The sequence below is a fragment of the Mucilaginibacter daejeonensis genome (genome assembly GCF_020783335.1).
Lineage (GTDB): Bacteria > Bacteroidota > Bacteroidia > Sphingobacteriales > Sphingobacteriaceae > Mucilaginibacter > Mucilaginibacter daejeonensis.
Genome location: NZ_CP086068.1, coordinates 4,690,263 through 4,712,328 on the forward strand (window position 1 = coordinate 4,690,263; position 22,066 = coordinate 4,712,328).

Consider the following 22,066-nt stretch of genomic DNA (forward strand, 5'->3'; position numbering starts at 1 on the left):
CACAGCCTGTTACAGGTTTGTAACACTTGGCCTTCATTCAAGCTGGTCGCCTGCTTATAAAAATCTGCAAAAACCAATATTTTTCCAGATATCGTCATAAAAACCAACATCTTGAACCAACTTTATACTAAGCGGCCGTGATCACCGTAAATAGTAAGTAAAGGCGAACCGACCGATCACCCTTGAGGCTTTGGATAGGTTTGATTAACTTTAACCTTCATTAATTAGTGTATGGCAAGAACAACGGTCAAGATCAAAAAGGTGGTCAAAGCGCCCGCAAAAGGGGTAAGGGCTTTGCTGGCCCGCTACCAGCATGAGCTAATCGAGGCGGGTTGCGATGAGGCCGGCCGGGGCTGTTTGGCGGGTCCGGTATTCGCCGCTGCTGTGATACTTCCGCCTGATTTTGAACATGCTTTGCTGAATGACTCCAAGCAACTTACTGAAGCCGAGCGCTATCTGTTACGGGCTGAGATAGAGCAATGCGCGTTGGCCTATGCCGTGGCATCGGTAGATAATTTAGAGATCGATCAGATCAACATCCTGAACGCCTCGTTCCTGGCCATGCACCGCGCCCTGGATATGCTGAGCATCAAACCCGAATTTGTGATCATTGATGGCAACCGCTTTAATAAATATGGCACCATCCCTCATCAATGTATTATACAGGGCGATGGCAAATATTTCAGCATAGCGGCAGCATCGGTACTGGCCAAAACTTACCGTGACGACCATATGGCCCAGCTTGCCTTGGAGCACCCTGAGTACGATTGGCATAGCAATAAAGGTTATCCTACCATCAAGCACCGGTCAATGGTATTGCAGCACGGGTTCACGCCTTACCACCGCCGAACTTTTAGTGTCACAGATCCGCAACTAAGTATATTTTAATTTGGTTAGGGTCGCAAGGCTTGATACTTTTGTTAGCAACCAATTCGCCTTGTGAATATCCTCATTGTTACCCATCTTGCTCCTTTTCCGCAAAATAGCGGCTATCCGATCGTGGTGGGTAACACGATCAGAGGCTTGGTCGATACCGGTCATCAGGTATCCTTGTGCTCACTTGACCCACATCCACATAAGGATCATGAGGACCATACTGACGAGCTGATCAGCCGGATCAAATACCAGCGCCACACCATCGATACCAGTATATCGGCCACACAAGCCTTTTTAAGCTTATTTAATGGTAAGCTCTACACCATTGATCGGTACTATGACAGTCAGATCGAGCATGCACTGATCAAAGAAGTAGCCGCCGGAAACTACGATATCATCCAATTCGAAGGTCTCTATGTAACGCCTTACCTGGCCGCAGTACGCAAAAGCACTAAGGCTAAGGTGATCTACCGTGCGCACCACATCGAGTACCTGGTTTGGGAACGGCTGGCCAAGCAAAAGAACGATCCCGCCAAAAAGTTCTATCTGAATTTGATCGCCAAACGCATACGCCTGTATGAGACCAAGCAGTTTGACCTGTTCGACGCCGTGGCGGTATTCACCGATCAGGATAAAGAATGTATCAAAGGGCATTGCAACAAGCAATTGTCGGTTGAGATCCTACCCGTTGGACTTGACCTTGAACGCTACCGCCCTGACCATAAACGTACGGAGTTCCCGAGCCTGTTCTTTTTGGGCGCCATGGATTGGATGCCCAATCGTGAAGGGATCGAGTGGTTCCTGGAGAATTTTTCGAACGAGCTGGTGAACGGTGATCTGCGCACCCGCTTTTACGTGGCTGGTAATGACATTCCGGAGCGTTTTGATGACTACGAGGTGGTGGGCAAGATCTTCATTCATGGAGAGGTAGATGATGCCTTGGAATTTGTGAACAGCAAAGCGATCATGATCGTGCCGCTGCTTTCGGGCGGGGGCATGCGGGTGAAGATCGTGGAGGGCATGGCCATGCAGAAATGCATCATATCCACATCGTTAGGTGCCGAAGGTATCAACTACTCCAATGGCGAGAACATCCTCATCGCCAATACGCCGCAGGAGTTCCACCGGGCCATTAAGCGCTGCATCACCGATGAGAACTATTGCCGCCGCATAGGCCGCAATGCAAGGGCCCTGGTGGAGGAACAGCACGAGACCCATAAGATCAGCCAGCGCCTGGCCGATTTTTACCAACGCACGCTTTTGGCCGGTTCTTAGTCTATTTTTAGTTACTTTTGCCGGTAACGAAATCCCTGTTTTAATGAAAAATACTGCTTTGACCGAAGTACATATACGCGAGGGTGCCAAGATGGTGCCGTTCGCTGGTTACAACATGCCCGTACAATACGCCGGGATCAATGCCGAGCATGACACCGTGCGTAAGGCAGTAGGCGTTTTTGACGTAAGCCACATGGGTGAGTTCATCCTGAAGGGCGACGGCGCGCTTGACCTGATCCAACAGGTGACCAGCAACGATGCCTCTAAATTGTATGATGGTAAAGTGCAGTACTCTTGCCTGCCTAACGAAAATGGCGGCATCGTTGACGACCTGCTGGTGTATCGTATAGACGAGAAGACCTATATGCTGGTAGTGAACGCTTCTAACATCGAAAAGGATTGGAACTGGATCAGCAAGTACAATACTTACGGTGTGGACATGAAGGACATCTCTGACCGTACCTCGCTGCTCGCCATCCAAGGCCCTAAAGCTACGGAAGCACTGCAAAGCCTGACCGATATCGACTTGGGTTCAATGGAGTATTACACCTTCAAAAAAGGCCAATTCGCGGGTATCGATAATGTGCTGGTATCGGCCACAGGTTATACCGGTGCCGGCGGTTTCGAGATCTATTTTGATAACGAGCATGCCGAAGCTATCTGGAACGCGGTGTTCAAAGCAGGCGAGCCATACGGAATCAAACCGATAGGCCTTGGCGCACGTGATACTCTGCGTTTAGAGATGGGCTTTTGTTTATACGGTAATGACATTGATGACAGCACATCTCCACTGGAAGCTGGCTTAGGATGGATCACTAAATTCACCAAACCCTTCACCAACAGCGAGGCCTTGCAGGAGCAAAAAGCGCAAGGCGTCAGCAAAAAGCTGGTAGGTTTTGAAATGGTAGAGCGTGGCATTCCCCGCCATGATTATGAGGTGGTTAATGCAGAGGGTAACAACATCGGTCGCGTGACGTCAGGTACCCAATCGCCATCATTGCAAAAAGCCATCGGTATGGGTTATGTAGATAAGGCTTATGCCAAAGAAGGCAGCGAGATCTACATTAAGATCCGTGACAATAAAGTAAAGGCACAAGTAGTTAAGCTACCTTTCATCAAATAACAAGTTCATTTATTAGTTTTTATAGCGAAGAACGAAGCGAGATCTGCTCAGGCTCTAATAGCTGTAAACGGTCAAGTTCGCTTCCTTCCACCGCCATAACGTTCATATCTTAAATGCAAAAGCTCGCACTCGAAGTTTGCCTTACCCCCGCACTTATTCCATTATATAAGGTCGAAGATAGCATTGTAATCATTATCGATATTTTCAGGGCCACTTCATCCATTTGTTACGGCATTGGCAACGGTGCCGAGGCAATCATTCCGGTGTCGGAGGTGGAGGAATGTGCGGCCTATCGCGATAAAGGTTTCGACTATCTGTTAGCTGCGGAGCGTAATGGAGAAGTAGTGAGCGGGTTCGATTTTGGCAATTCGCCATTTGCTTATACAGCTGAAAAGGTATCCGGCAAAACGGTAGTATTGACCACTACCAACGGTACCCATGCCCTGCACTTATCGCGCGCGGCCAAAAAGGTGGTCATTGGCTCGTTCCTGAACCTTACCGCCTTGTGCGATTGGTTAAAGACTCAAAATGAGAATATCCTGCTGGTATGCGCTGGGTGGAAGAACAACTTCAATTTGGAGGACACTCTTTTTGCAGGAGCAGTGATCGAGCAGCTTAAAGGCGATGGATACCAACTGGACGACCCGGCCCTGGCCGCTAACGATCTTTACCAGTTAGGCAAGCACGATATCAGCGATTACCTGAAAAAGACATCGCACGGCGAACGCTTGAAAAAATTGGGTATCGAGAAGGATATCGCGTTCTGTTTACAGATCGATATCACCACCGCCATACCGATACTTGATGGTGAGAAACTCGTGAAATTAACTTAAAAAACAAAGGCGCTCATCTGATGGAGCGCCTTTCCTATTTATGCCTGTCTGGCCTTTCGCCTTCTCAACCATTTCCTCAATACAAAGATCACAATGACCGAGATCAGGATGACCGGCCATGCGGTGATGATCCCGAAGAAGATGTTCTGCAATAGGTCCCAGCTATTGCTGACGGCCATTTTCAATTTATAGCCAAAGCCATTACCATCATTTTTGGCATCGATGCTGCGGGTAAAAAAGGTGACCTGCAACGAGCTGTACGCGATCTGCTTGTTCAGATAATTTAATTGACCTTGCGTGGTCTCGATATCTGTGCGGATCTCGTTGAGTTTGTTCTCCACCTCCAACACGTCCGACATCTTGCTGGCCTTGTCCAGCAGACCTTTGTAACGCTCTTCCAATAATTTCTTGTTGGCTAAGCGCGTGGTCACGTCGATAAATTCGGTGGTCACGTCTTTCACACGGATGCTCTTGGATTCGACCCTGTCTGCGGATGATGACACGGCACTCAAAAAGCGGTCAAAGTTTTGCGCAGGAATGCGCACTTTGAATGTATATTCCTTTATATCAGAGCCTGCATTATTGTTTTGGTTCTCTTCTTCTACATAACCACCTATCATTTTGAGGCTGTCGGTCAATGCCTTGCGTGCTTTGATCAGATCATTGGTCTCTAAACGGATCTCACCCTCTTTGATGATCTTTTTCGATGTTGCAACGTCGGGGGTTATATTTCCCGGTTGGTCACCTACTTTGCTCCCTGGCGCAGCTCCGATCAGGTTATTAGCTTCGGCATCAGCCATTGGTGGAGGGGGCACAAGGGTGACCTCACGTACCGCATATTTTTCAGATGCTGGCTTACAGCCTATTGTAACTAGGGCCAGTAAGGCGATGATCATTAACTTTCTCATATCGGTCAGGGTTTAAGTTTCTCGTTATTACGGTGCCGGTCTGCGTCGCGGATGCTTTTCTTTTCGAGATTCTTTTCCAAGGCCTCGGTCAGGTCGATGCCCGTTTGGTTAGCCAGGCAGATCAATACAAAAAGCACATCGGCCATCTCATCGGCCAGGTTGATCTCAGTATCCGACTTTTTGAATGACTGCTCACCATATTGCCGCGCCATGATCCGGGCAACCTCACCCACCTCCTCCATCAGTATTGCGGTGTTGGTGAGTTCATTAAAATATCGGATGCCTGTGGTGTTGATCCACTGGTCTACCACTTGTTGAGCTTCTTTGATCGTCATGGCTAAAAGTAGCAGTTTTTAGTGGCAGTAGCAGTTATAACCTGTTTAATGATTCTCCTTATCCTTCGTATCCATGATGATGGTGACCGGGCCGTCGTTCAATAGGCTGATCTTCATGTCGGCGCCGAAGATGCCCGTGGCGGTGGGTTGGCCGGTAAGCTGGTTCAGCAGTGTAATCATATGCTCATACAACGGAATGGCCTTATCCGGCCGGGCAGCTCGAATAAAGGATGGTCGGTTACCCTTCTTGGTCTGCGCAAAAAGCGTGAACTGTGAGATAAGCAGGATGCGCCCACGTACATCAGCCAACGATCTATTCATCAGGCCGTTCTCATCGCCAAAAATGCGCATGTTCACGATCTTTTGAGCCAGCCACTGGGCATCCTCTTCAGTATCGGCATCTTCGATGCCTAATAACACCAAAAAGCCACTATCGATCTGGCCGGTGATCTTGCCGTCGACAGTGCAACTGGCCTGGGTAACACGTTGAAGTATGGCACGCATAAGTATAAAGATGCAAGAGATTAGACACAAGAGCCAAGATAGTAGTTGTTTTGATCAAGAAGAAGGCATTGTGTCGGTCGGCTATCGAGTAAGTGACTTGACGATCAGCAAGTGCTTCGACAAGCTCAACATGATATGCTCACAGAAGTTCGGTCTTAGCTCTTGCCTCTATGTTCTTGACTCTCTTTTCCTTGATTACGCTCTTGTATCGTTACCGTTATAAATGCTCAGGTAACTATCATAGCGTGATGGCTCGATCTCGCCGTTCTCTAATGCCTCCAATACGGCACAGCCCGGCTCGTTGATGTGGCGGCAGTTGTTGAAGCGGCAATCGTGCATGCGCTCACGCATCTCGGGAAAGAAATGGCTAAGCTCCTGTTGCTCGATGTCGATCACGCCCAACTCACGTATGCCCGGTGTATCAATGATGTCGCCGCCACCTGGTAGGTCGTACATCTCGGCAAAGGTGGTTGTATGCATCCCCTTATCGCTCCACTCCGATATTTCGGTGGTACGGAGTTGCAGGTCAGGTAATATAGCGTTCATCAGGCTTGATTTGCCTACCCCCGAGTGCCCGGAGAACAAGGTCATTTTGTCCTTAAGCTTAGCTTTCAATTCGGGGATGTTGGTACCCATAAGGGCCGATACCTCATAGCAGGGATAACCGATGCTTTCATAAATGCTCTTATACTCGGCCAATATCTCCAAGCCCTCGTCGCTGAACATGTCGAGCTTGTTGAAGACCAGCGCGGCAGGAATATCATAGGCTTCGGCGGTCACCAAAAAGCGGTCGATAAAACCCAGCGAGGTGCGGGGTGATGCCAGCGTGACCACCAGGTAAGCCTGATCCATATTGGCAGCAATGATCTGTGCTTGTTTACTCAGATTGATGGACCGGCGGATAATATAGTTCTTACGCTCATGTAGTTTGGTGATCACTCCCTGATCAGAGTTGGGTTCCATCTCCATATCCACCCGGTCGCCCACGGCAACCGGGTTAGTGGTGGTAAGCCCCTTGATGCGGAACTTACCTTTAATTCGGCAATCATAACGTTTGCCACCAGGCGTGCGCACCTGATACCAGCTTCCTGTCGACTTAGTTACGATACCCTGCATAAGCTGTCAAAGTTAAAATTTTATCGGTTCACCACTTATATCAATATACATAACAACCTCAGCTGGAAAATGCGTAATGAAGCACCAAATAAAATCTTCTTTTTTGGCGTTTTTTAAAATTTAATTTGCAATTGCCAATTTTAAGCCCTTAATTTACGGTCGTAAGCAAAAGGCATACAAGCACATGATATTTAACAGCACCATTATTACTACAATTATTACCACCGGCAGTGTGTCAGGAGGAAGGTAATTGTATGGTGCATCGAGCATAAAAGAACCAACAAAAGCGCCTTCCTCCTCAAGGGGAAGGCGCTTTTGTTTTATAACAAGAAAATGAAAGTTTTAAAATTCGGAGGAACATCGGTAGGTACGGCACAAAGCATCAAGGCCGTGATGGACATTGTTGAACAGGAACATCAGGCCAACCCAAGCCTGGTGGTAGTACTATCGGCCATGAGCGGGGTGACCAACCTGCTGGTGGATATGGCCGAACGTGCCGCAGCCGGTAACGATTTCTCGAAACATCTGGCCGCGCTCGAGATCCGCCATTTTGAAGTAGTAAAGCAATTACTTGATATTCCGCAGCAAAACCCGGTATATACCCGCTTAAAGATCTACTTTAACCAACTGGAGGATCTGCTGCAAGGGGTGCTGGTACTGCGCGAGCTTACCCCTAAAACGCGTGACCTGATCCTAAGCTACGGTGAGCGTTGCTCGACCCTGTTGATCAGCCGCATGGCGCTTCAGCATTTTGAAGGTGCCGTTTATGTGGATGCCAGCGAGGTAGTGAAGACCGATAGTAACTTTGGCCAAGCCCGCGTGAACACCGACCTGACCGACCTGCTGATCCGCGGCCTGGCCAGCGAGAACGAAGGCAAGGTACTGTTCGTGACCGGTTTTATCTCGAGCAACGAGGCAGGCCAGGTGACCACCTTAGGCCGTGGTGGTAGCGACTATACCGCAGCCATATTCGCGTCGGCCCTGGGTGCCGAAGAGATCCAGATCTGGACCGATGTGAACGGCATGATGACCGCCGACCCGCGCATCGTTAAAAAAGCTTTCTCCCTTTCCGAACTGACCTATACCGAGGCCATGGAGCTATCTTATTTTGGCGCCAAGGTGATCTACCCACCTACCATGACCCCGGCCTTTTTAAAGCGCATCCCGATCGTGATCAAGAACACTTTTGATCCGGCCTTTGGGGGCACCGTTATCCGTCATGATTGTAATGAGAACGGGTTACCGATCAAAGGGATATCCTCTATCGATAAGATCAGCCTGATCAACCTGCAGGGTAGCGGCATGGTGGGTAAAGCAGGCTTTAGCGGTCGCTTGTTCTCCTTGCTGGCCCGTGAGCGTATCAACGTGATGCTGATCACCCAGTCATCATCTGAGCACAGCATCACCTTTGCCGTACAACCGGCCGATGCCGAACGTGCCTGCAAACTGATGGAGCAAGAATTTGAACTGGAACTGGTAGCCCAAAAACTGGATACCCCGGTGATCGAGCGCGACCTTTCGGTACTGGCCATCGTAGGCGAGAACATGCGCCATACGCCGGGTATGTCGGGCCGTTTGTTCCACGCGTTGGGCCGTAACGGTATCAACGTACGGGCTATCGCGCAGGGCTCGTCAGAGTATAATATCTCGGTGATCATATCGGCCCATGATCTGGGTAAGGCTGTTAACGCCGTGCACGATGCGTTCTTTGTAGAATTCAACAAAACCTTGAACGTGTTCTGCCTGGGTACAGGAAACATCGGTAAAACGCTTTTTGCTCAACTGCAACAACACAGCGAGTACCTGGCCAAACAGCTCAGCATACAAGTGCGTATAGCCGGCATCAGCAACACCCGCAAAATGCGTTTCAGCGTTGACGGATTGAAACTGGACGACTGGGAACAAGACCTCGACGCTTATGGCGAACCGGCAGACCTCTCTGCATTTGTGGCCCGTATGAAGGAAATGAACATGCCGAACGCCGTGTTCGTTGACAATACCGCCAGCGCACAGCCGGTGGCATTTTATGAGGAGATCTTCAAGTCGACCATATCCATCGTGACCTGCAACAAGATCGGCAACTCGGCCTCATACAGCCAGTACGAGACCTTCCGTGATACTGCACGCAAACATGGGGTCGATTTCTTTTATGAGACCAACGTAGGTGCAGGCTTGCCGATCATCCGCACGCTGAAAGATCTGATGGTAAGTGGCGACCGCGTTCAAAAGATCGAGGCCATATTATCGGGCACTATATCGTTCATCTTCAACAACTTTAAAGGCGATGCCAACTTTCATGATGTGGTGAAGACCGCTCAGGATAAAGGCTATACCGAACCTGATCCACGCGACGATCTGAGCGGTAAGGACTTTATGCGTAAGATCCTGATCCTGGCACGTGATGCCGGCCATCAAATGGAGGCCGAGGATGTACAGATCGAGAGCATATTACCGAAAGCTTGTTTGGAAGCCAAAACGGTAGCTGAGTTCTATGCATCATTGAAGGCTGAGGAAGCCCACTTTAACAACCTGAAGCAACAGGCCGAAAGCGCCGGCAAAGTGCTGCGTTATGTAGGTCAGCTGTACGAAGGTAAGGCCTCGATCACCCTGCAAATGGTGGGCGAAGACCATCCTTTCTATAGCATGTCAGGCGCCGATAACGTGATCGCGTTCACTACCGATCGTTACAAGGACCGCCCGATGGTAGTAAAAGGCCCTGGTGCAGGTGCCGAGGTGACCGCCGCGGGTGTATTTGCCGACCTGATCAACGTGGGTGCTAATTAAGAATTTAGAAACAAGAGCCAGGAAACAAGAGAGGCTCTTAAGTAATCACAATGGAACAAGAGATAGAAGCAGCAATGCCAGTTCAAGATACAATTAACGATAGACCTGCACACAACCTCCCACCGGTAGGCACCCAGATCAGAGTATTTGCCCCGGCCACGGTAGCCAATGTAGTGTGCGGGTTCGATGTGCTGGGCTTTGCCGTCAATGAACCGGGCGATGAGGTGATCATGCGCGTTACCGAGACCCCGGGCATTACCATCAGCAAGATCACCGGCGATAATGGTCGCCTGCCCTTAGCACCCGAAAAAAACACCGTAAGCGTAAGCGTACAGGCTTACCTGGAAAGCATTGGCCGTACAGATATCGGCCTGGATATCGAGCTGCACAAGAAGATGCCGATCGGCAGCGGATTGGGAAGCAGCTCAGCCAGTACAGTGGCCGGTTTGTTCGCCATCAAAAATTTGATGGGCGATGATACCGACGTGGCCAAACTATTACCCTTTGCTATGAAAGGCGAGGAGATGGCCTGCGGTCATGGTCATGCCGATAACGTAGCCCCGGCCTTGTTAGGCGGGTTTGTATTGATCCGCAGCTACGAGCCGTTGGACGTGATCAGGCTGCCACACCCTAAAGACCTGCATTGCGCCATCGTATTCCCTGATGTGGATGTACCAACGCGCGAAGCCCGCCAGATCATTCGTACCAAGATCAATATGAAGGATGCCGTTACCCAATGGGGCAACATAGCCGGATTGGTGAGCGGACTGTACACGCAAGATATTGACCTGATCGGCCGCAGCATGCAGGACGTGCTGGTGGAGCCGGTTAGATCGATACTGATCCCTGATTTTTACAAGATGCGCGAACTGGCCATGGAGGCCGGTGCAGTAAGTTTTGGCATATCGGGTTCGGGTCCGTCAGTATTCGCCTTTACACGCGATGAAGAGACCGCTAAACGCATTAACCAGATCTTACAGCAGCATTTGACCAGCCTAAAGATCAACTCATACGCATACACGTCGACCATTAACGATGCTGGTCCGCGGGTGTTGTAAACGGAATTAAGAAGATCTTGGCATACGAATGTCGAGGGACTTTGTATATAAATGGAAATCAGCCTGTAACAGGCGCTCTAATAATCAAGAATGAAACTCTACAGTACCAATAACGATACTAACCAAGTAAGCTTTGAAGATGCCGTATTCAACAGCATGCCGCAGGATAAAGGCCTGTATATGCCGTTGTCGATCCCACGCCTGCCTGATAGCTTTTTTGAGCAGTTACCTAACTATACCCTCCCACAACTGGCCTTTGAGGTATCGAAGCATTTGTTGAGCGATGCTATTCCAGAAACTGACCTGAAGGCACTGATCGATGATGCCGTGAACTTTGATGCTCCTGCCGTTAAACTGGATGAAGATGTTTACGTGCTGGAGTTATTCCACGGGCCATCACTGGCGTTCAAGGATTTTGGCGCCCGGTTCATGAGCCGCGTAATGAGCTACTTCTTACGCGAAGGCCAAAAGCAATTGGATGTGCTGGTAGCTACTTCGGGCGATACCGGCGGTGCCGTTGCCTTGGGTTTTTTAGGCGTGCCCAACACGCGCGTTACCATCCTTTATCCTAAAGGCAAAGTAAGCGACATCCAGGAACTGCAACTTACCACCAACGGGCAAAACATCCGTGCCGTGCAGATCGAGGGTACCTTTGATGACTGCCAGGCCCTGGTTAAACAAGCGTTCGTAGATGCTGAGTTGAATGAGCAGTTCCGCCTAACATCAGCGAACTCGATCAACATTGCCCGGTTGATCCCGCAAACCTTCTATTATTTTAATGCCTATGCACAACTGCTCCGCGAAGGCAAAAAGGATGTAGCATTCTGCGTACCGAGCGGCAACTTCGGTAACATAGGCGCCGGCCTGCTGGCCTGGAAGATGGGCTTACCGGTAAAGCAGTTTATTGCCGCTACCAACGCTAATGATACCGTGCCGCAATATTTTAAAACAGGTATATACGAACCTAAGCCATCGGTACAGACACTTTCGAACGCTATGGACGTAGGCAACCCAAGCAATTGGGCACGTATAGCCAACTTATTCAAAGATGACGCTGAGGCGCTTAAAAAGTTAGTGGTGAGCTATAGCTATACCGACGAGCAAACCCGCACGGCTATATCAGAAGTATTTGACAGATATAATTATGTGGTTTGTCCGCATACGGCCATCGCCTGGAAAGCACTTACCGAGTGGCAACAAGAGCATCCGAACGTTTCAGGTGTTTTCCTGTCTACCGCGCACCCATGCAAGTTCCCAGATGTGTTCCCGGCCAACATAGCGGCTGCCATCAAAGTGCCCGAGCAGATGAAAGAATTGGAGCAACGCAAGCGACAAGCCACCACACTGGATAAGAATTTTGATAGCTTCAAAGCTTACCTGATCAAGCAAGCATAGATATATAGGAGGTCACTTAAAAGGCCTCCTTTCTTATTGCCTTCCTCTTTGAATAACAGCGGCGACAATGGTCATGATCAAGCCTATGCCAAAAGCCACCAGCACATCAATAATGAAGTTCTGCAGGTTAAAAGATACTACACTACCAATACCTGCCCAACTACTGTAACTACCAGAACCGTAGAACACTTTGGGAAAACCTATTGCTGTAGTGCTCGTTTGGTTGAATACTACCGAGAAGATGCTCAAACCCATAAAAGACACCAGCGTCCAGAAAAGTATTTGTTTGATCGCGTTCATTTGTTGGTAAGCTAATATCACCGATCGTGGGCAAATAAAAAAGGGGCTGCATGTTATGCAACCCCTTGATATCTTGCTAAGCTTAGCCTAAGCTAATTTGCGTTTAACCTCTACGTTCTCGTAAGCTTCAACGATGTCGCCTACTTCGATGTTGTTGAAGTTCTGGATGTTCAAACCGCACTCGTAGCCTTGTTTCACTTCTTTTACGTCATCTTTATAACGTTTCAGTGAGGCCAGTTCGCCAGTGTAGATCACCACACCTTCGCGAATGATACGGATCTTGCTGTTACGGGTGATCGTACCATCCAATACCATACAGCCGGCAATGGTGCCCACCTTGCTGATCTTGAAGGTCTCACGGATCTCCACGTTAGCCACGATCTTCTCTTCAAAGGTAGGCGCAAGCATACCTTCCATAGCGGTCTTGATCTCGTTGATGGCGTCGTAAATGATCGAGTACAGGCGAATATCGATCTGCTCCTGCTCGGCCAGTTTGCGGGCACTTCCTGATGGGCGTACCTGGAAACCGATGATGATCGCATCTGAGGCCGAGGCCAGCAATACATCCGATTCAGAGATCTGACCTACACCTTTAGAGATGATGTTCACCTGGATCTGATCGGTAGACAGTTTCAGCAATGAATCTGACAACGCCTCGATAGAACCGTCCACGTCACCTTTAACGATGATATTAAGCTCTTTAAAGTTACCGATTGCCAAACGACGACCGATCTCATCAAGGGTAATGTGTTTCTGTGTACGTAAACCTTGCTCACGTTGTAATTGCAAACGTTTGTTGGCAATATCACGTGCCTCGGTCTCACTTTCCAGCGCGTTGAAACGGTCGCCCGCTGTAGGTGCGCCTTGCATACCCAACACCTGTACCGGTGTGCTTGGGCCAGCTTCATTCACACGTGCACCACGCTCGTTAGTTAACGCCTTAACACGGCCGCTATAGCTACCGGCCAATATAGGGTCACCAACACGTAGCGTACCTGCTTGTACCAGTACAGTGGTCACGATACCGCGGCCTTTATCTAAGGCTGCCTCGATAACCGTACCTACGGCACGTTTGTTAGGATTGGCTTTCAGCTCCAGTAATTCGGCCTCAAGCAATACTTTCTCTAACAGCAGGTTAACGTTCAAGCCTGTTTTGGCCGATATCTCTTGCGATTGGTATTTACCACCCCACTCTTCCACCAAAATGTTCATGGCAGATAACTGCTCACGTACCTTATCGGCATTAGCTCCAGGTTTATCGATCTTGTTGTAGGCAAAGATGATCGGCACGTTAGCTGCCTGCGCATGGTTGATAGCCTCACGCGTTTGCGGCATCACGCTATCATCCGCTGCGATTACAATGATCACGATATCTGTCACCTGGGCACCACGTGCACGCATGGCGGTGAACGCCTCGTGACCCGGTGTATCCAGGAAAGTAACTTTACGTTTATCTTCAAGCGTGACCTCGTAAGCACCGATGTGCTGGGTGATACCACCCGCCTCACCGCCGATCACGTTGGTCTTGCGTATAAAGTCAAGCAATGAGGTCTTACCGTGGTCAACGTGACCCATGATGGTCACGATAGGTGCACGTGGGATCAGTGATTCCGGTGCATCCTCTTCCTCAATGTTGATCTCTTCTTCGTCAGGTTTAACGAACTCGATCTGATAACCGAACTCGTCTGCCACGATGCTCAGGGTCTCGGCATCCAAACGTTGGTTGATGGATACGAACATACCCAAGCTCATACAGGTAGAGATGATCTGCGTTACCGATACGTCCATTAACGAGGCCAGCTCGTTAGCGGTAACGAATTCGGTCACCTTCAGTACTCTTGACTGCAGTTCTTGTTCCAATGCTGCTTCCTCAGCCGATGCAGCCACATCATCACGTTTTTGACGACGGAATTTAGCACGTTGAGCGAACTTACCTGATTTACCGGCACCGCTCAAACGAGCAAGTGTTGCCTTGATCTGGTCTTGTATCTCTTTTTCTGTAGGTTCTTCTTTAGGGGCACCAGGCGCAGCGTTACGATTACCAAAGCCTGGGCGATTGCCACCCGGTCCACCCGGACGGTTGCCAAAACCTGGACGGTTGCCGCCTTGTTGGAAACCCGGACGGTTGCCACCTTGCTGATTGCCTCCTTGTTGATTGCCACCTTGGCCTTGCTGGAAGTTGCCACCCTGACCCGGACCATTCTCTTTACGCTTACGTTTGCGCTTTTGATCGGCACTGTTAGGGTTAGATGATGAGGCAACTGGTCCGCCACGGCGGTTGTTCTCTACCGGCAACTGGATCTTACCGATCACCTTTGGCCCGGTAAGGCGTTCGGCATTGGCACGGATCACACTGTTCTCGCCACCTTCTTCGGCAGGAGGAGTGGTAGGTGTGGCAGGTGTTGCCGGAGCAGCAGGAGTTGTAGCAGCGGCCGGTTTAGCAGGCTCGGCCGCATCAGGGGCGGCAGGAGCTTGTGCAGCTGGAGCGGCAGGCTCTTTTGCTACTGGTACAGCAGGCTCTGTTCTCACAACAGGCGCTTCCGGTGCTGGTGCCGCGGCAGGGGCTGCAGGCTTAGAGGCAGGTGCAGCAGCCGCAAGCTCAGGTTTAGCCTCTGGGGCAGGCGCTGATGCCGAAGCAGCAGGCGCTTCCACTTTAGGCTCAGCCTTGGCAGCCGGCTTGTTCAAATTGTCAAGATCGATCTTGCCGATCACTTTCACACCCGGTAATGAACCGTCTGTGCGCTCCTGTGGCTTCTCAGCCTCCTTAGGTTTTGGCGCAGGTGCGAAGTTGCCCGCATTTTTGATCAGGATCTCGTCCTTTTCAAAATCTTTGGGGCGCTGTTCGGTCGGCTTATCCGGAGTGGCAGCAGGCTCTGTACGGCGTATCTGTCCGATGTTGATCTGCTTGGCCTCTTCCTTCACGATCTTGTCGGCAGCAAATTGCTTTACCAATGTGCTGTACATTTCACCGTTCAGCACTGAGTTAGGGTTCTTGTCGACCTTGTAGCCTTTGCCAGCCAAAAAATCAACAATGGTGCCCATACCAATGTTAAGCTCTTTTACTGCTTTGATCAGTTTTATACTCTTGTCTTCTGACATTTAATAATTCTTTCTCTGCTTATTATATGCAAATTTACTATTTTTTATTGGCATATCAGATGTTATTCGAACTCGGCCTGCAGAATTGAGATCACCTCCTTAATGGTCTCTTCTTCCAGGTCGGTACGCTTCACTAATTCGCCAATGCTCAGGGCTAATATCGACTTCGCTGTATCCAAACCAACGCGTTTGAACTCGTCGATTATCCAGCTGTCGATCTCGTCCGAGAATTCTTCCAGGTCCACATCTTCCTCGTGCTCATCAGCCTCGCGGTACACATCCACCTCGTAACCGGTCAGTTTACCGGCAAGTTTGATGTTATGGCCACCACGACCGATCGCCAACGATACCTGATCAGGTTTCAAATATACGGCAGCCGTTTTGCGCTCGTCATCTAATTTGATAGAGGTGATCTTGGCCGGAGACAGGGCACGCTGAATGTATAACTGAATATTGTTGGTATAGTTTATAACATCTATATTTTCATTTTTCAGCTCTCTAACGATGCCGTGGATACGTGATCCTTTCATACCTACGCAAGCTCCTACCGGATCGATACGATCATCGTAAGATTCTACCGCTACCTTGGCACGTTCGCCCGGTTCGCGTACGATCTTTTTGATGGTGATCAGGCCGTCGAATATCTCAGGGACCTCCAGTTCGAACAAACGTTGCAGGAACTCAGGAGCGGTACGCGAGATGATGATCTTCGGGTTGCTGTTCATCATATCCACCTTGCTTACCACTGCCTTAACGCTATCTCCTTTTTTGAAGTAATCGGCTGGGATCTGCTCGCTTTTAGGCAACAATAGTTCGTTACCTTCATCGTCAAGCACCAAGGTCTCTTTTTTCCATACCTGATAAACCTCACCGGTAACCAGTTCGCCTACGCGGTCCTTATATTTTTTGAAGATCTCGTCCTTCTCTAATTCTAAGATCTTAGATACCAGGGTTTGACGGGCGGCCAGGATGGCACGGCGGCCAAAGCTCTCCAGGGTGATCTGCTCAACAAATTCGTCGCCTACTTCCAGATCAGGGTCATGCTTGTGGGCCTCGGCTAACTCGATCTCCAGATCGTCATCTTCCGAAAAACCGTCTTCCATAACGGTACGCGTGCGCCAGATCTCTAAGTCACCATTGTCGGTGTTCACGATCACGTCGCAGTTCTCGTCATTACCGTATTTTTTACGGATCATGCTGCGGAATACATCCTCCAACACACTCATCATGGTCGGGCGGTCAATGTTCTTGAAATCTTTGAATTCCTGAAAGGAATCGATCAAATTAATATTGCTCATCTTATTTAAACGATATTAAAACTTTTGTTTCTGCTATGCTTTCTGTCGGGATGGCGTTCTCCACCAGCTCCGCTTTTTTGCCTTTTTCTTTTATTTTTTCTTCGATGATCACCGTATCGGCCGTTATACCGATCAGCTTGCCCTCGCGTTTGCTGCCATCAGTACCTTTGATGGATACCTGGCGGCCTACGTTCTTCACATATTGACGCGGCAGGCTCAGCGGTGTATCTATACCCGGCGATGATACCTCCAGGTTGTAAGCATCCTCAATGGCGTTCTCTTCTTCCAGGTGATAACCCACGTGGCGGCTCACATCGGCACAATCGCCTACGCCAAGGCCATTATCGCCATCTATTAAAATGATGAGTTTGCCGTTGCTGTGCATCTTCACACTCACCAGGAACACTCCCGGTTTTTCGGCGAGTTTTTCCTCTACAAGTTCGGTCACCCTTTTTTCGATGTTCATTATTCAGGGTAAAATTTGAATGATAAATAAAAAGAGGGGACACAGGTCCCCTCTTCAGATAATGCAAATATACAATAAAATATTTTACGGTCAATAGGTTAGCACAAAGCTGATCTTAGCTCAATTACCTGTTAATGAGTTTTTTTGAAACATAACCCGGAACCGCCTTGTTAACTAATTCAACAAAACATCAACCAATATGAAAAAGCTAAGAAACATCGCGGCGATTGCCATAGTTGCCCTAAGCCTGTCGGCCTGTGGCGGCAATAGCGATAATAAATCGATCGGTGATAGCGCCGACACCGGACAAACCATGTCTAACGAGGGCGCTACAAGCGTAGGTGGACTGGATACGACCGCTACCGACAGCGTGACCGACACTACTACTAAAGGTAACGCCGACCCGACCGGACGACCACAATAATTAGTGGATGGTCATAAAAAAGGAATAGGGGCTCGTTGATGAACGAGCCCCTATTCCTTTTTTTTACTTTGTCAACACTTAGTCTATCCACTCAAAGCGGGTGTAAGGCACCAATACCTCAGGTATCTTGATGCCTTTTTCGGTCTGGTTGTTTTCCAGCAAGGTGGCTACGATACGAGGAAGGGCCAATGCGCTACCGTTAAGCGTGTGGGCTAATTGGGTCTTGCCTTCGGCATTGCGGAAGCGTAATTTCAGGCGGTTGCTCTGATAGGTCTCGAAGTTGGATACTGATGACACCTCCAACCAGCGTTGCTGTGCGGCGCTCCAGGTCTCCATATCATAGGTGAGTGCGGCCGCAAAGCCCATGTCGCCACCGCATAAACGCAGCACACGGTAAGGCAGCCCTAACTTTTGCAATAATCCCTGTACGTGGGCGCTCATTTGCTCGATCACCTCGTATGATACGTCAGGGTGTACCACTTGTACCACTTCCACTTTATCGAACTGGTGCAAACGGTTCAGTCCACGCACGTGGGCGCCATAAGAACCGGCCTCACGGCGAAAACATGGTGTGTAACCCGTGTTCTTTACTGGCAACTCGTCCAGTTTCAAAATGGTGTCTCGATATAAATTAGTTATCGGCACCTCTGCAGTTGGTATCAGGAAAAGGTTATCCTGACCTACAAAGTACATCTGGCCTTCTTTGTCAGGAAGCTGACCGGTACCAAAACCTGAAGCCTCGTTCACCATCAAGGGTACCGACACCTCGTTATAGCCTGCTTTTTCGGCCTCATCTAAAAAGAAGGTGATCAGCGCACGCTGTAGTTTAGCGCCTTTGCCCTTATATACCGGGAAACCTGCACCGGTGATCTTCACGCCTAATTCGAAATCGATCAGGTCATATTTGGCGGCCAGTTCCCAGTGCGGTAAAGCGTTCTCGGGCAATGCCGGAGTATCGCCATTGGTCAATACCACTTCATTATCTTCAGGTGTTTTGCCTTGTGGTACGCTGCTATGTGGCAGGTTAGGCAATAACACGATCTTTTGATGTAATTGCTGCTCAATGTTGTTCAGTTTTTCGCTCAACTGCTTGATCTCTTCTTTCCAAGCACCGGTCTTGGCCTTGATCTGCTCAGCTTCATCCTTTTTGCCGGTACGCATCAGTTCACCGATCTGCTTGGCGGCGCTGTTGGCCTCGGCCGAGGTGCTGTCCAAACGGTTCTGAGTGGATCGGCGATCGTCATCAAGAGTGATCACTTCGTCGACCAGCTCGGTCTGTTTGAAATTTTTTACAGCCAATCGGGCTAAAACCTCTTCACGGTTATCGCGGATATAACTAACTTGCAGCATTGAATTTTTAGTTTTTCGAGTAGCAAAGATATAATTGGTGAGTGGTTAATGGTGAATGGTGAGCGGTTTTATTTCGGCTTTCTGCTCCCCGCGATCGCTTAACTGACCAGCTGCGTAACCCCTTACCTCAACATGACGGGAAAGTTATATTTAGTACCCACCCCCATAGGCAACCTTGAAGATATGACCTACCGCGCGGTACGCATCCTGAAAGAAGCCGACCTGATCCTGGCCGAAGATACCCGTACATCAGCCCCTATGCTGAAGCATTTTGGCATCGAGAAAAAGGTATTTGCCCACCATCAGCACAACGAGCATCAATCATCGGCCGAGATAGTGAAATTCCTGAAAGAGGGTAAGAATATCGCGTTAATATCCGACGCGGGTACGCCGGCCATATCCGATCCGGGGTTCTTCCTGGTGCGAGAAGCCTTGCGTAACGAGTTGCCGGTGGAATGTTTACCGGGCGCTACAGCATTTGTTCCTGCGCTGGTCAACTCAGGTTTCCCGACCGATAAGTTTTGCTTTGAAGGCTTTTTGCCATTGAAAAAAGGCAGGCAAACACGCTATAAGTTCTTGGCCGAAGAAGAGCGGACCATTATTCTATATGAATCGCCGCACAGGTTGTTGAAAACGCTTGATGAAATGATCACGTACTTTGGTGCCGAACGGCTGATATCTGTATCACGCGAATTGACCAAGGTGTTTGAGGAGACGGTACGAGGCACAGTGACCGAGATCAAGGAGTATTACGAAACACATCCTGTAAAGGGGGAATTTGTGATCTGCGTGGCAGGTAAGGAGTGATCTGGTCAGATCAATCCAGCGACTGCTGCATTTTGATCTTTTGTAGCTTTTGATCTTTAAAAACGAAGGTGCTGCGCAAAAAGCCGACCTCATCGAGCACGTAAATGGTATCGTACTTCACAAAGTTGGCATTCAGCAGCTTCATGAACTCCGCTTTGGGCATGCCGATCTTCACGTCTTTACGCAGCCTGAAAACTGTGTCGGCTATGTTGGCGTGGTCGATGTAGAATCCTTCGGTAGGATTGCGGAACAAGTCGAGCGTATCGGTATCGTTGGCAAAATGATAGATCTTATACTTACCTAATGAATCGGCCTTATCGATCACTTGCAATTGCACCGGTTTACCGAAAAGTTTTTTGATCTGGTTGGTATCGGCCAGGTATACCCGCCTTTTAAATAGGTCGCGGGTGAGGTCGTTGTTTCCGGTAAATACCGTGTCGCCATAATTACCGGATGGCAAGCGGGCAACGTTCTTTTTAGCACCCTCCTTGCAACCCGCACCGACCATGGCGACCAATAATAAAACAACGACCCCTACCGCACCTCTCATCAATATTCTATCTCTTATTCTGTAAAGGCAGCAACACCTTTTTGTATACGGGCGATCACTTCCTGTTTGCCTAACAAAGCGGCTATATCGAAAACGTGCGGACCAAATTTGCCACCCACCAGCATAATGCGGAAAGGCAGCATGGCATCACCAGGCTTCAATCCCTTTTCGGTAAGCAAGGCCTTAAAATCTGCTTCCAGTTCAGCCGCGTCTATCGTATCTTTTTGCTCCAGATGCGCGATCAACGTATCGAACAGCTCGGTCTTGGCGTCGTTCCACTTAGGCTTTACGGCATCCAGGTCATAGCTTTCGGGCTGTTTAAAGAAGTACCACGACTGATCGTAGATGTCTTTTAACAATACCAAACGTTCCTTAACCATATCGAGCACTTTGACCAGCACAGCATCATCGGCAACGTCGATACCTTTTGCTGAAAGAACAACTTCGGCTTCGTCCTTCAATTTGTCGGCATCCATCCGTTTGATCCACTCGGCGTTATACCATTTCGCTTTCTCAAAGTCGAACTTCGCGCCAGCCTTGCTGATACGCTCGATCGAGAATTTTTGTGATAATTCTTCTAATGAGAACAGCTCCTGGTCGGTACCATCGTTCCAGCCCAGCATGGCCAGCAGGTTCACAAACGCCTCTGGTAAAAAGCCCAACTCGCGGAAACCTTCGGTCAACTCGCCGCTTTTAGGGTCGGTCCAGTTCATGGCATATACCGGGAAGCCCAGGCGTGCACCGTCGCGTTTGCTTAGCTTGCCGTGGCCATCAGGTTTTAGGATCAGCGGTAAATGTGCCCATTGCGGCATTTTATCCTTCCAGCCCAGGTATTCCCACAACAGCAGGTGCACCGGTGCCGATGGCAGCCATTCCTCACCTCGGAAAGCGTGAGTGATCTGCATCAAAAAATCATCCACCACTACGGCCAAATGATAGGTCGGCATTCCGTCGGCCTTAAGCAGTACCTTATCATCAACAGTGTTGGTATCAAAGGATACATAACCGCGGATCATGTCATTAAAGTTGATGGTCTGATCCTCTGGTATCTTGATGCGGATCACGTGTGGTGTTCCGGCGTCAAGCAAGGCATCCACCTCATGCTGAGGTAGCGATAACGAGTTACGCATCTCGCCACGGTACATCATACCGTATTGAAAGTTCGGCACTTCGCTACGTTTTTTTTCCAGCTCTTCGGGGGTATCAAAAGCATAATAGGCGTGGCCATGCATCACCAGCTTTTCGGCATACTCACGATAAAGTGGCTTACGTTCGCTTTGTCGGTAAGGCGCAAATGGACCACCTTTTTCAGGGCTTTCATCGGGGTCGAGACCGCACCATTTCAGGCATTCGGTTATATATTCCTCCGCGCCGGGCACAAAGCGATTCTGGTCCGTATCCTCGATACGTAGTATGAATTTGCCGTTATTCCGTTTAGCAAATAAGTAATTGAACAATACGGTGCGCACACCGCCCAAATGCAGGCCCCCGGTAGGGCTTGGGGCAAAACGCACCCTAACTTGCTGATCAGACATGGAGGCAAATATAAAAAAGGCGCGTTGGAT

Annotated in this window: 20 protein-coding genes; 9 read left to right on the forward strand and 11 right to left on the reverse strand. The window is 49.4% G+C overall.

Annotated elements, in window-relative coordinates; translation table 11 throughout:
* The first annotated feature begins 231 nt into the window (after positions 1-231).
* The 4 genes from LLH06_RS20200 to LLH06_RS20215 all read left to right on the forward strand — a co-directional run bounded on the left by LLH06_RS20200 (position 232) and on the right by LLH06_RS20215 (position 4,107).
* On the forward strand, positions 232-888 hold the full coding sequence (locus LLH06_RS20200) for a ribonuclease HII (RefSeq protein WP_228171096.1): 657 nt from the start codon (positions 232-234) through the stop codon (positions 886-888).
* A gap of 51 nt (positions 889-939) precedes the next feature.
* Positions 940-2,151: a glycosyltransferase family 4 protein gene (locus tag LLH06_RS20205; RefSeq protein ID WP_228171097.1), complete on the forward strand. Its 1,212-nt coding sequence runs from the start codon at positions 940-942 to the stop codon at positions 2,149-2,151.
* A 43-nt stretch (positions 2,152-2,194) separates the two neighbouring features.
* Positions 2,195-3,274 (forward strand): glycine cleavage system aminomethyltransferase GcvT, encoded by a 1,080-nt coding sequence (gcvT, locus tag LLH06_RS20210; RefSeq protein ID WP_228171098.1) that lies wholly within the window; start codon positions 2,195-2,197, stop codon positions 3,272-3,274.
* A gap of 113 nt (positions 3,275-3,387) precedes the next feature.
* Positions 3,388-4,107 carry a 2-phosphosulfolactate phosphatase gene (locus LLH06_RS20215; protein ID WP_228171099.1) on the forward strand — a complete coding sequence of 240 codons (720 nt, stop codon included), beginning with the start codon at positions 3,388-3,390 and terminating at the stop codon, positions 4,105-4,107.
* 38 nt (positions 4,108-4,145) lie between these two features.
* Here LLH06_RS20215 and LLH06_RS20220 read toward each other — a convergent pair whose 3' ends face one another.
* The 4 genes from LLH06_RS20220 to rsgA all read right to left on the reverse strand — a co-directional run bounded on the left by LLH06_RS20220 (position 4,146) and on the right by rsgA (position 6,970).
* Positions 4,146-5,015 carry a DUF4349 domain-containing protein gene (locus tag LLH06_RS20220; protein ID WP_228171100.1) on the reverse strand — a complete coding sequence of 290 codons (870 nt, stop codon included), beginning with the start codon at positions 5,013-5,015 and terminating at the stop codon, positions 4,146-4,148.
* Between the two features lie 5 nt (positions 5,016-5,020).
* Positions 5,021-5,350: a nucleotide pyrophosphohydrolase gene (locus LLH06_RS20225; protein ID WP_228171101.1), complete on the reverse strand. Its 330-nt coding sequence runs from the start codon at positions 5,348-5,350 to the stop codon at positions 5,021-5,023.
* 45 nt (positions 5,351-5,395) lie between these two features.
* Positions 5,396-5,854 (reverse strand): D-aminoacyl-tRNA deacylase, encoded by a 459-nt coding sequence (gene dtd / locus LLH06_RS20230; RefSeq protein WP_228171102.1) that lies wholly within the window; start codon positions 5,852-5,854, stop codon positions 5,396-5,398.
* Positions 5,855-6,049: 195 nt separating this feature from the next.
* Positions 6,050-6,970 (reverse strand): ribosome small subunit-dependent GTPase A, encoded by a 921-nt coding sequence (gene rsgA, locus LLH06_RS20235; RefSeq protein WP_228171103.1) that lies wholly within the window; start codon positions 6,968-6,970, stop codon positions 6,050-6,052.
* Positions 6,971-7,303: 333 nt separating this feature from the next.
* Between rsgA and thrA the strand changes: the two genes are divergently transcribed.
* From thrA to thrC, 3 genes are all read left to right on the forward strand, one after another.
* Positions 7,304-9,754 carry a bifunctional aspartate kinase/homoserine dehydrogenase I gene (thrA, locus tag LLH06_RS20240; protein WP_228171104.1) on the forward strand — a complete coding sequence of 817 codons (2,451 nt, stop codon included), beginning with the start codon at positions 7,304-7,306 and terminating at the stop codon, positions 9,752-9,754.
* 50 nt (positions 9,755-9,804) lie between these two features.
* Positions 9,805-10,812 (forward strand): homoserine kinase, encoded by a 1,008-nt coding sequence (locus tag LLH06_RS20245; RefSeq protein WP_394800302.1) that lies wholly within the window; start codon positions 9,805-9,807, stop codon positions 10,810-10,812.
* Between the two features lie 90 nt (positions 10,813-10,902).
* Complete coding sequence (thrC, locus tag LLH06_RS20250; protein WP_228171105.1) at positions 10,903-12,207, forward strand: threonine synthase; 1,305 nt, start codon at positions 10,903-10,905, stop codon at positions 12,205-12,207.
* A 33-nt stretch (positions 12,208-12,240) separates the two neighbouring features.
* On the opposite strand, the gene LLH06_RS20255 is transcribed toward thrC, so the two are convergent.
* The 4 genes from LLH06_RS20255 to rimP all read right to left on the reverse strand — a co-directional run bounded on the left by LLH06_RS20255 (position 12,241) and on the right by rimP (position 17,370).
* On the reverse strand, positions 12,241-12,507 hold the full coding sequence (locus LLH06_RS20255) for a hypothetical protein (protein ID WP_228171106.1): 267 nt from the start codon (positions 12,505-12,507) through the stop codon (positions 12,241-12,243).
* 87 nt (positions 12,508-12,594) lie between these two features.
* Complete coding sequence (infB, locus tag LLH06_RS20260; RefSeq protein WP_228171107.1) at positions 12,595-15,606, reverse strand: translation initiation factor IF-2; 3,012 nt, start codon at positions 15,604-15,606, stop codon at positions 12,595-12,597.
* A gap of 62 nt (positions 15,607-15,668) precedes the next feature.
* Positions 15,669-16,904 (reverse strand): transcription termination factor NusA, encoded by a 1,236-nt coding sequence (gene nusA / locus LLH06_RS20265; protein ID WP_228171108.1) that lies wholly within the window; start codon positions 16,902-16,904, stop codon positions 15,669-15,671.
* Between the two features lies 1 nt (position 16,905).
* The gene (gene rimP / locus LLH06_RS20270) at positions 16,906-17,370 is read right to left on the reverse strand and encodes a ribosome assembly cofactor RimP (protein WP_228171109.1); all 465 of its coding nucleotides are present in this window, start codon (positions 17,368-17,370) and stop codon (positions 16,906-16,908) included.
* Between the two features lie 199 nt (positions 17,371-17,569).
* Here rimP and LLH06_RS20275 point away from each other — a divergent pair, with 199 nt between their 5' ends.
* A complete protein-coding gene (locus LLH06_RS20275; protein ID WP_228171110.1) occupies positions 17,570-17,794 on the forward strand; it encodes a hypothetical protein in 225 nt (74 codons plus the stop codon).
* Positions 17,795-17,872: 78 nt separating this feature from the next.
* On the opposite strand, the gene serS is transcribed toward LLH06_RS20275, so the two are convergent.
* Positions 17,873-19,144 carry a serine--tRNA ligase gene (gene serS / locus LLH06_RS20280; protein WP_228171111.1) on the reverse strand — a complete coding sequence of 424 codons (1,272 nt, stop codon included), beginning with the start codon at positions 19,142-19,144 and terminating at the stop codon, positions 17,873-17,875.
* Between the two features lie 132 nt (positions 19,145-19,276).
* On the opposite strand from serS, the gene rsmI reads away from it, so the two are divergent.
* The gene (rsmI, locus tag LLH06_RS20285; RefSeq protein ID WP_228171112.1) at positions 19,277-19,951 is read left to right on the forward strand and encodes a 16S rRNA (cytidine(1402)-2'-O)-methyltransferase; all 675 of its coding nucleotides are present in this window, start codon (positions 19,277-19,279) and stop codon (positions 19,949-19,951) included.
* Between the two features lie 10 nt (positions 19,952-19,961).
* On the opposite strand, the gene LLH06_RS20290 is transcribed toward rsmI, so the two are convergent.
* A complete protein-coding gene (locus LLH06_RS20290) occupies positions 19,962-20,501 on the reverse strand; it encodes a hypothetical protein (RefSeq protein WP_228171113.1) in 540 nt (179 codons plus the stop codon).
* A 14-nt stretch (positions 20,502-20,515) separates the two neighbouring features.
* Positions 20,516-22,036, reverse strand: coding sequence for a glutamate--tRNA ligase (gene gltX / locus LLH06_RS20295; RefSeq protein ID WP_228171114.1), 1,521 nt, complete (start codon positions 22,034-22,036; stop codon positions 20,516-20,518).
* Positions 22,037-22,066: the final 30 nt, after the last annotated feature.

Excerpts from the sequence above, each read along its gene's own strand:
- LLH06_RS20225 (WP_228171101.1), bottom strand. The coding sequence starts at position 5,350 with ATGACGATCAAAGAAGCTCAACAAGTGGTAGACCAGTGGATCAACACC.
- serS (WP_228171111.1), bottom strand. The coding sequence starts at position 19,144 with ATGCTGCAAGTTAGTTATATCCGCGATAACCGTGAAGAGGTTTTAGCC.
- rsgA (WP_228171103.1), bottom strand. The coding sequence starts at position 6,970 with ATGCAGGGTATCGTAACTAAGTCGACAGGAAGCTGGTATCAGGTGCGC.
- LLH06_RS20290 (WP_228171113.1), bottom strand. The coding sequence starts at position 20,501 with ATGAGAGGTGCGGTAGGGGTCGTTGTTTTATTATTGGTCGCCATGGTC.
- nusA (WP_228171108.1), bottom strand. The coding sequence starts at position 16,904 with ATGAGCAATATTAATTTGATCGATTCCTTTCAGGAATTCAAAGATTTC.
- infB (WP_228171107.1), bottom strand. The coding sequence starts at position 15,606 with ATGTCAGAAGACAAGAGTATAAAACTGATCAAAGCAGTAAAAGAGCTT.
- gcvT (WP_228171098.1), top strand. The coding sequence starts at position 2,195 with ATGAAAAATACTGCTTTGACCGAAGTACATATACGCGAGGGTGCCAAG.
- LLH06_RS20215 (WP_228171099.1), top strand. The coding sequence starts at position 3,388 with ATGCAAAAGCTCGCACTCGAAGTTTGCCTTACCCCCGCACTTATTCCA.
- LLH06_RS20200 (WP_228171096.1), top strand. The coding sequence starts at position 232 with ATGGCAAGAACAACGGTCAAGATCAAAAAGGTGGTCAAAGCGCCCGCA.
- dtd (WP_228171102.1), bottom strand. The coding sequence starts at position 5,854 with ATGCGTGCCATACTTCAACGTGTTACCCAGGCCAGTTGCACTGTCGAC.
- LLH06_RS20220 (WP_228171100.1), bottom strand. The coding sequence starts at position 5,015 with ATGAGAAAGTTAATGATCATCGCCTTACTGGCCCTAGTTACAATAGGC.
- thrA (WP_228171104.1), top strand. The coding sequence starts at position 7,304 with ATGAAAGTTTTAAAATTCGGAGGAACATCGGTAGGTACGGCACAAAGC.
- rsmI (WP_228171112.1), top strand. The coding sequence starts at position 19,277 with ATGACGGGAAAGTTATATTTAGTACCCACCCCCATAGGCAACCTTGAA.
- LLH06_RS20275 (WP_228171110.1), top strand. The coding sequence starts at position 17,570 with ATGAAAAAGCTAAGAAACATCGCGGCGATTGCCATAGTTGCCCTAAGC.
- thrC (WP_228171105.1), top strand. The coding sequence starts at position 10,903 with ATGAAACTCTACAGTACCAATAACGATACTAACCAAGTAAGCTTTGAA.
- gltX (WP_228171114.1), bottom strand. The coding sequence starts at position 22,036 with ATGTCTGATCAGCAAGTTAGGGTGCGTTTTGCCCCAAGCCCTACCGGG.
- rimP (WP_228171109.1), bottom strand. The coding sequence starts at position 17,370 with ATGAACATCGAAAAAAGGGTGACCGAACTTGTAGAGGAAAAACTCGCC.
- LLH06_RS20255 (WP_228171106.1), bottom strand. The coding sequence starts at position 12,507 with ATGAACGCGATCAAACAAATACTTTTCTGGACGCTGGTGTCTTTTATG.
- LLH06_RS20245 (WP_394800302.1), top strand. The coding sequence starts at position 9,805 with ATGGAACAAGAGATAGAAGCAGCAATGCCAGTTCAAGATACAATTAAC.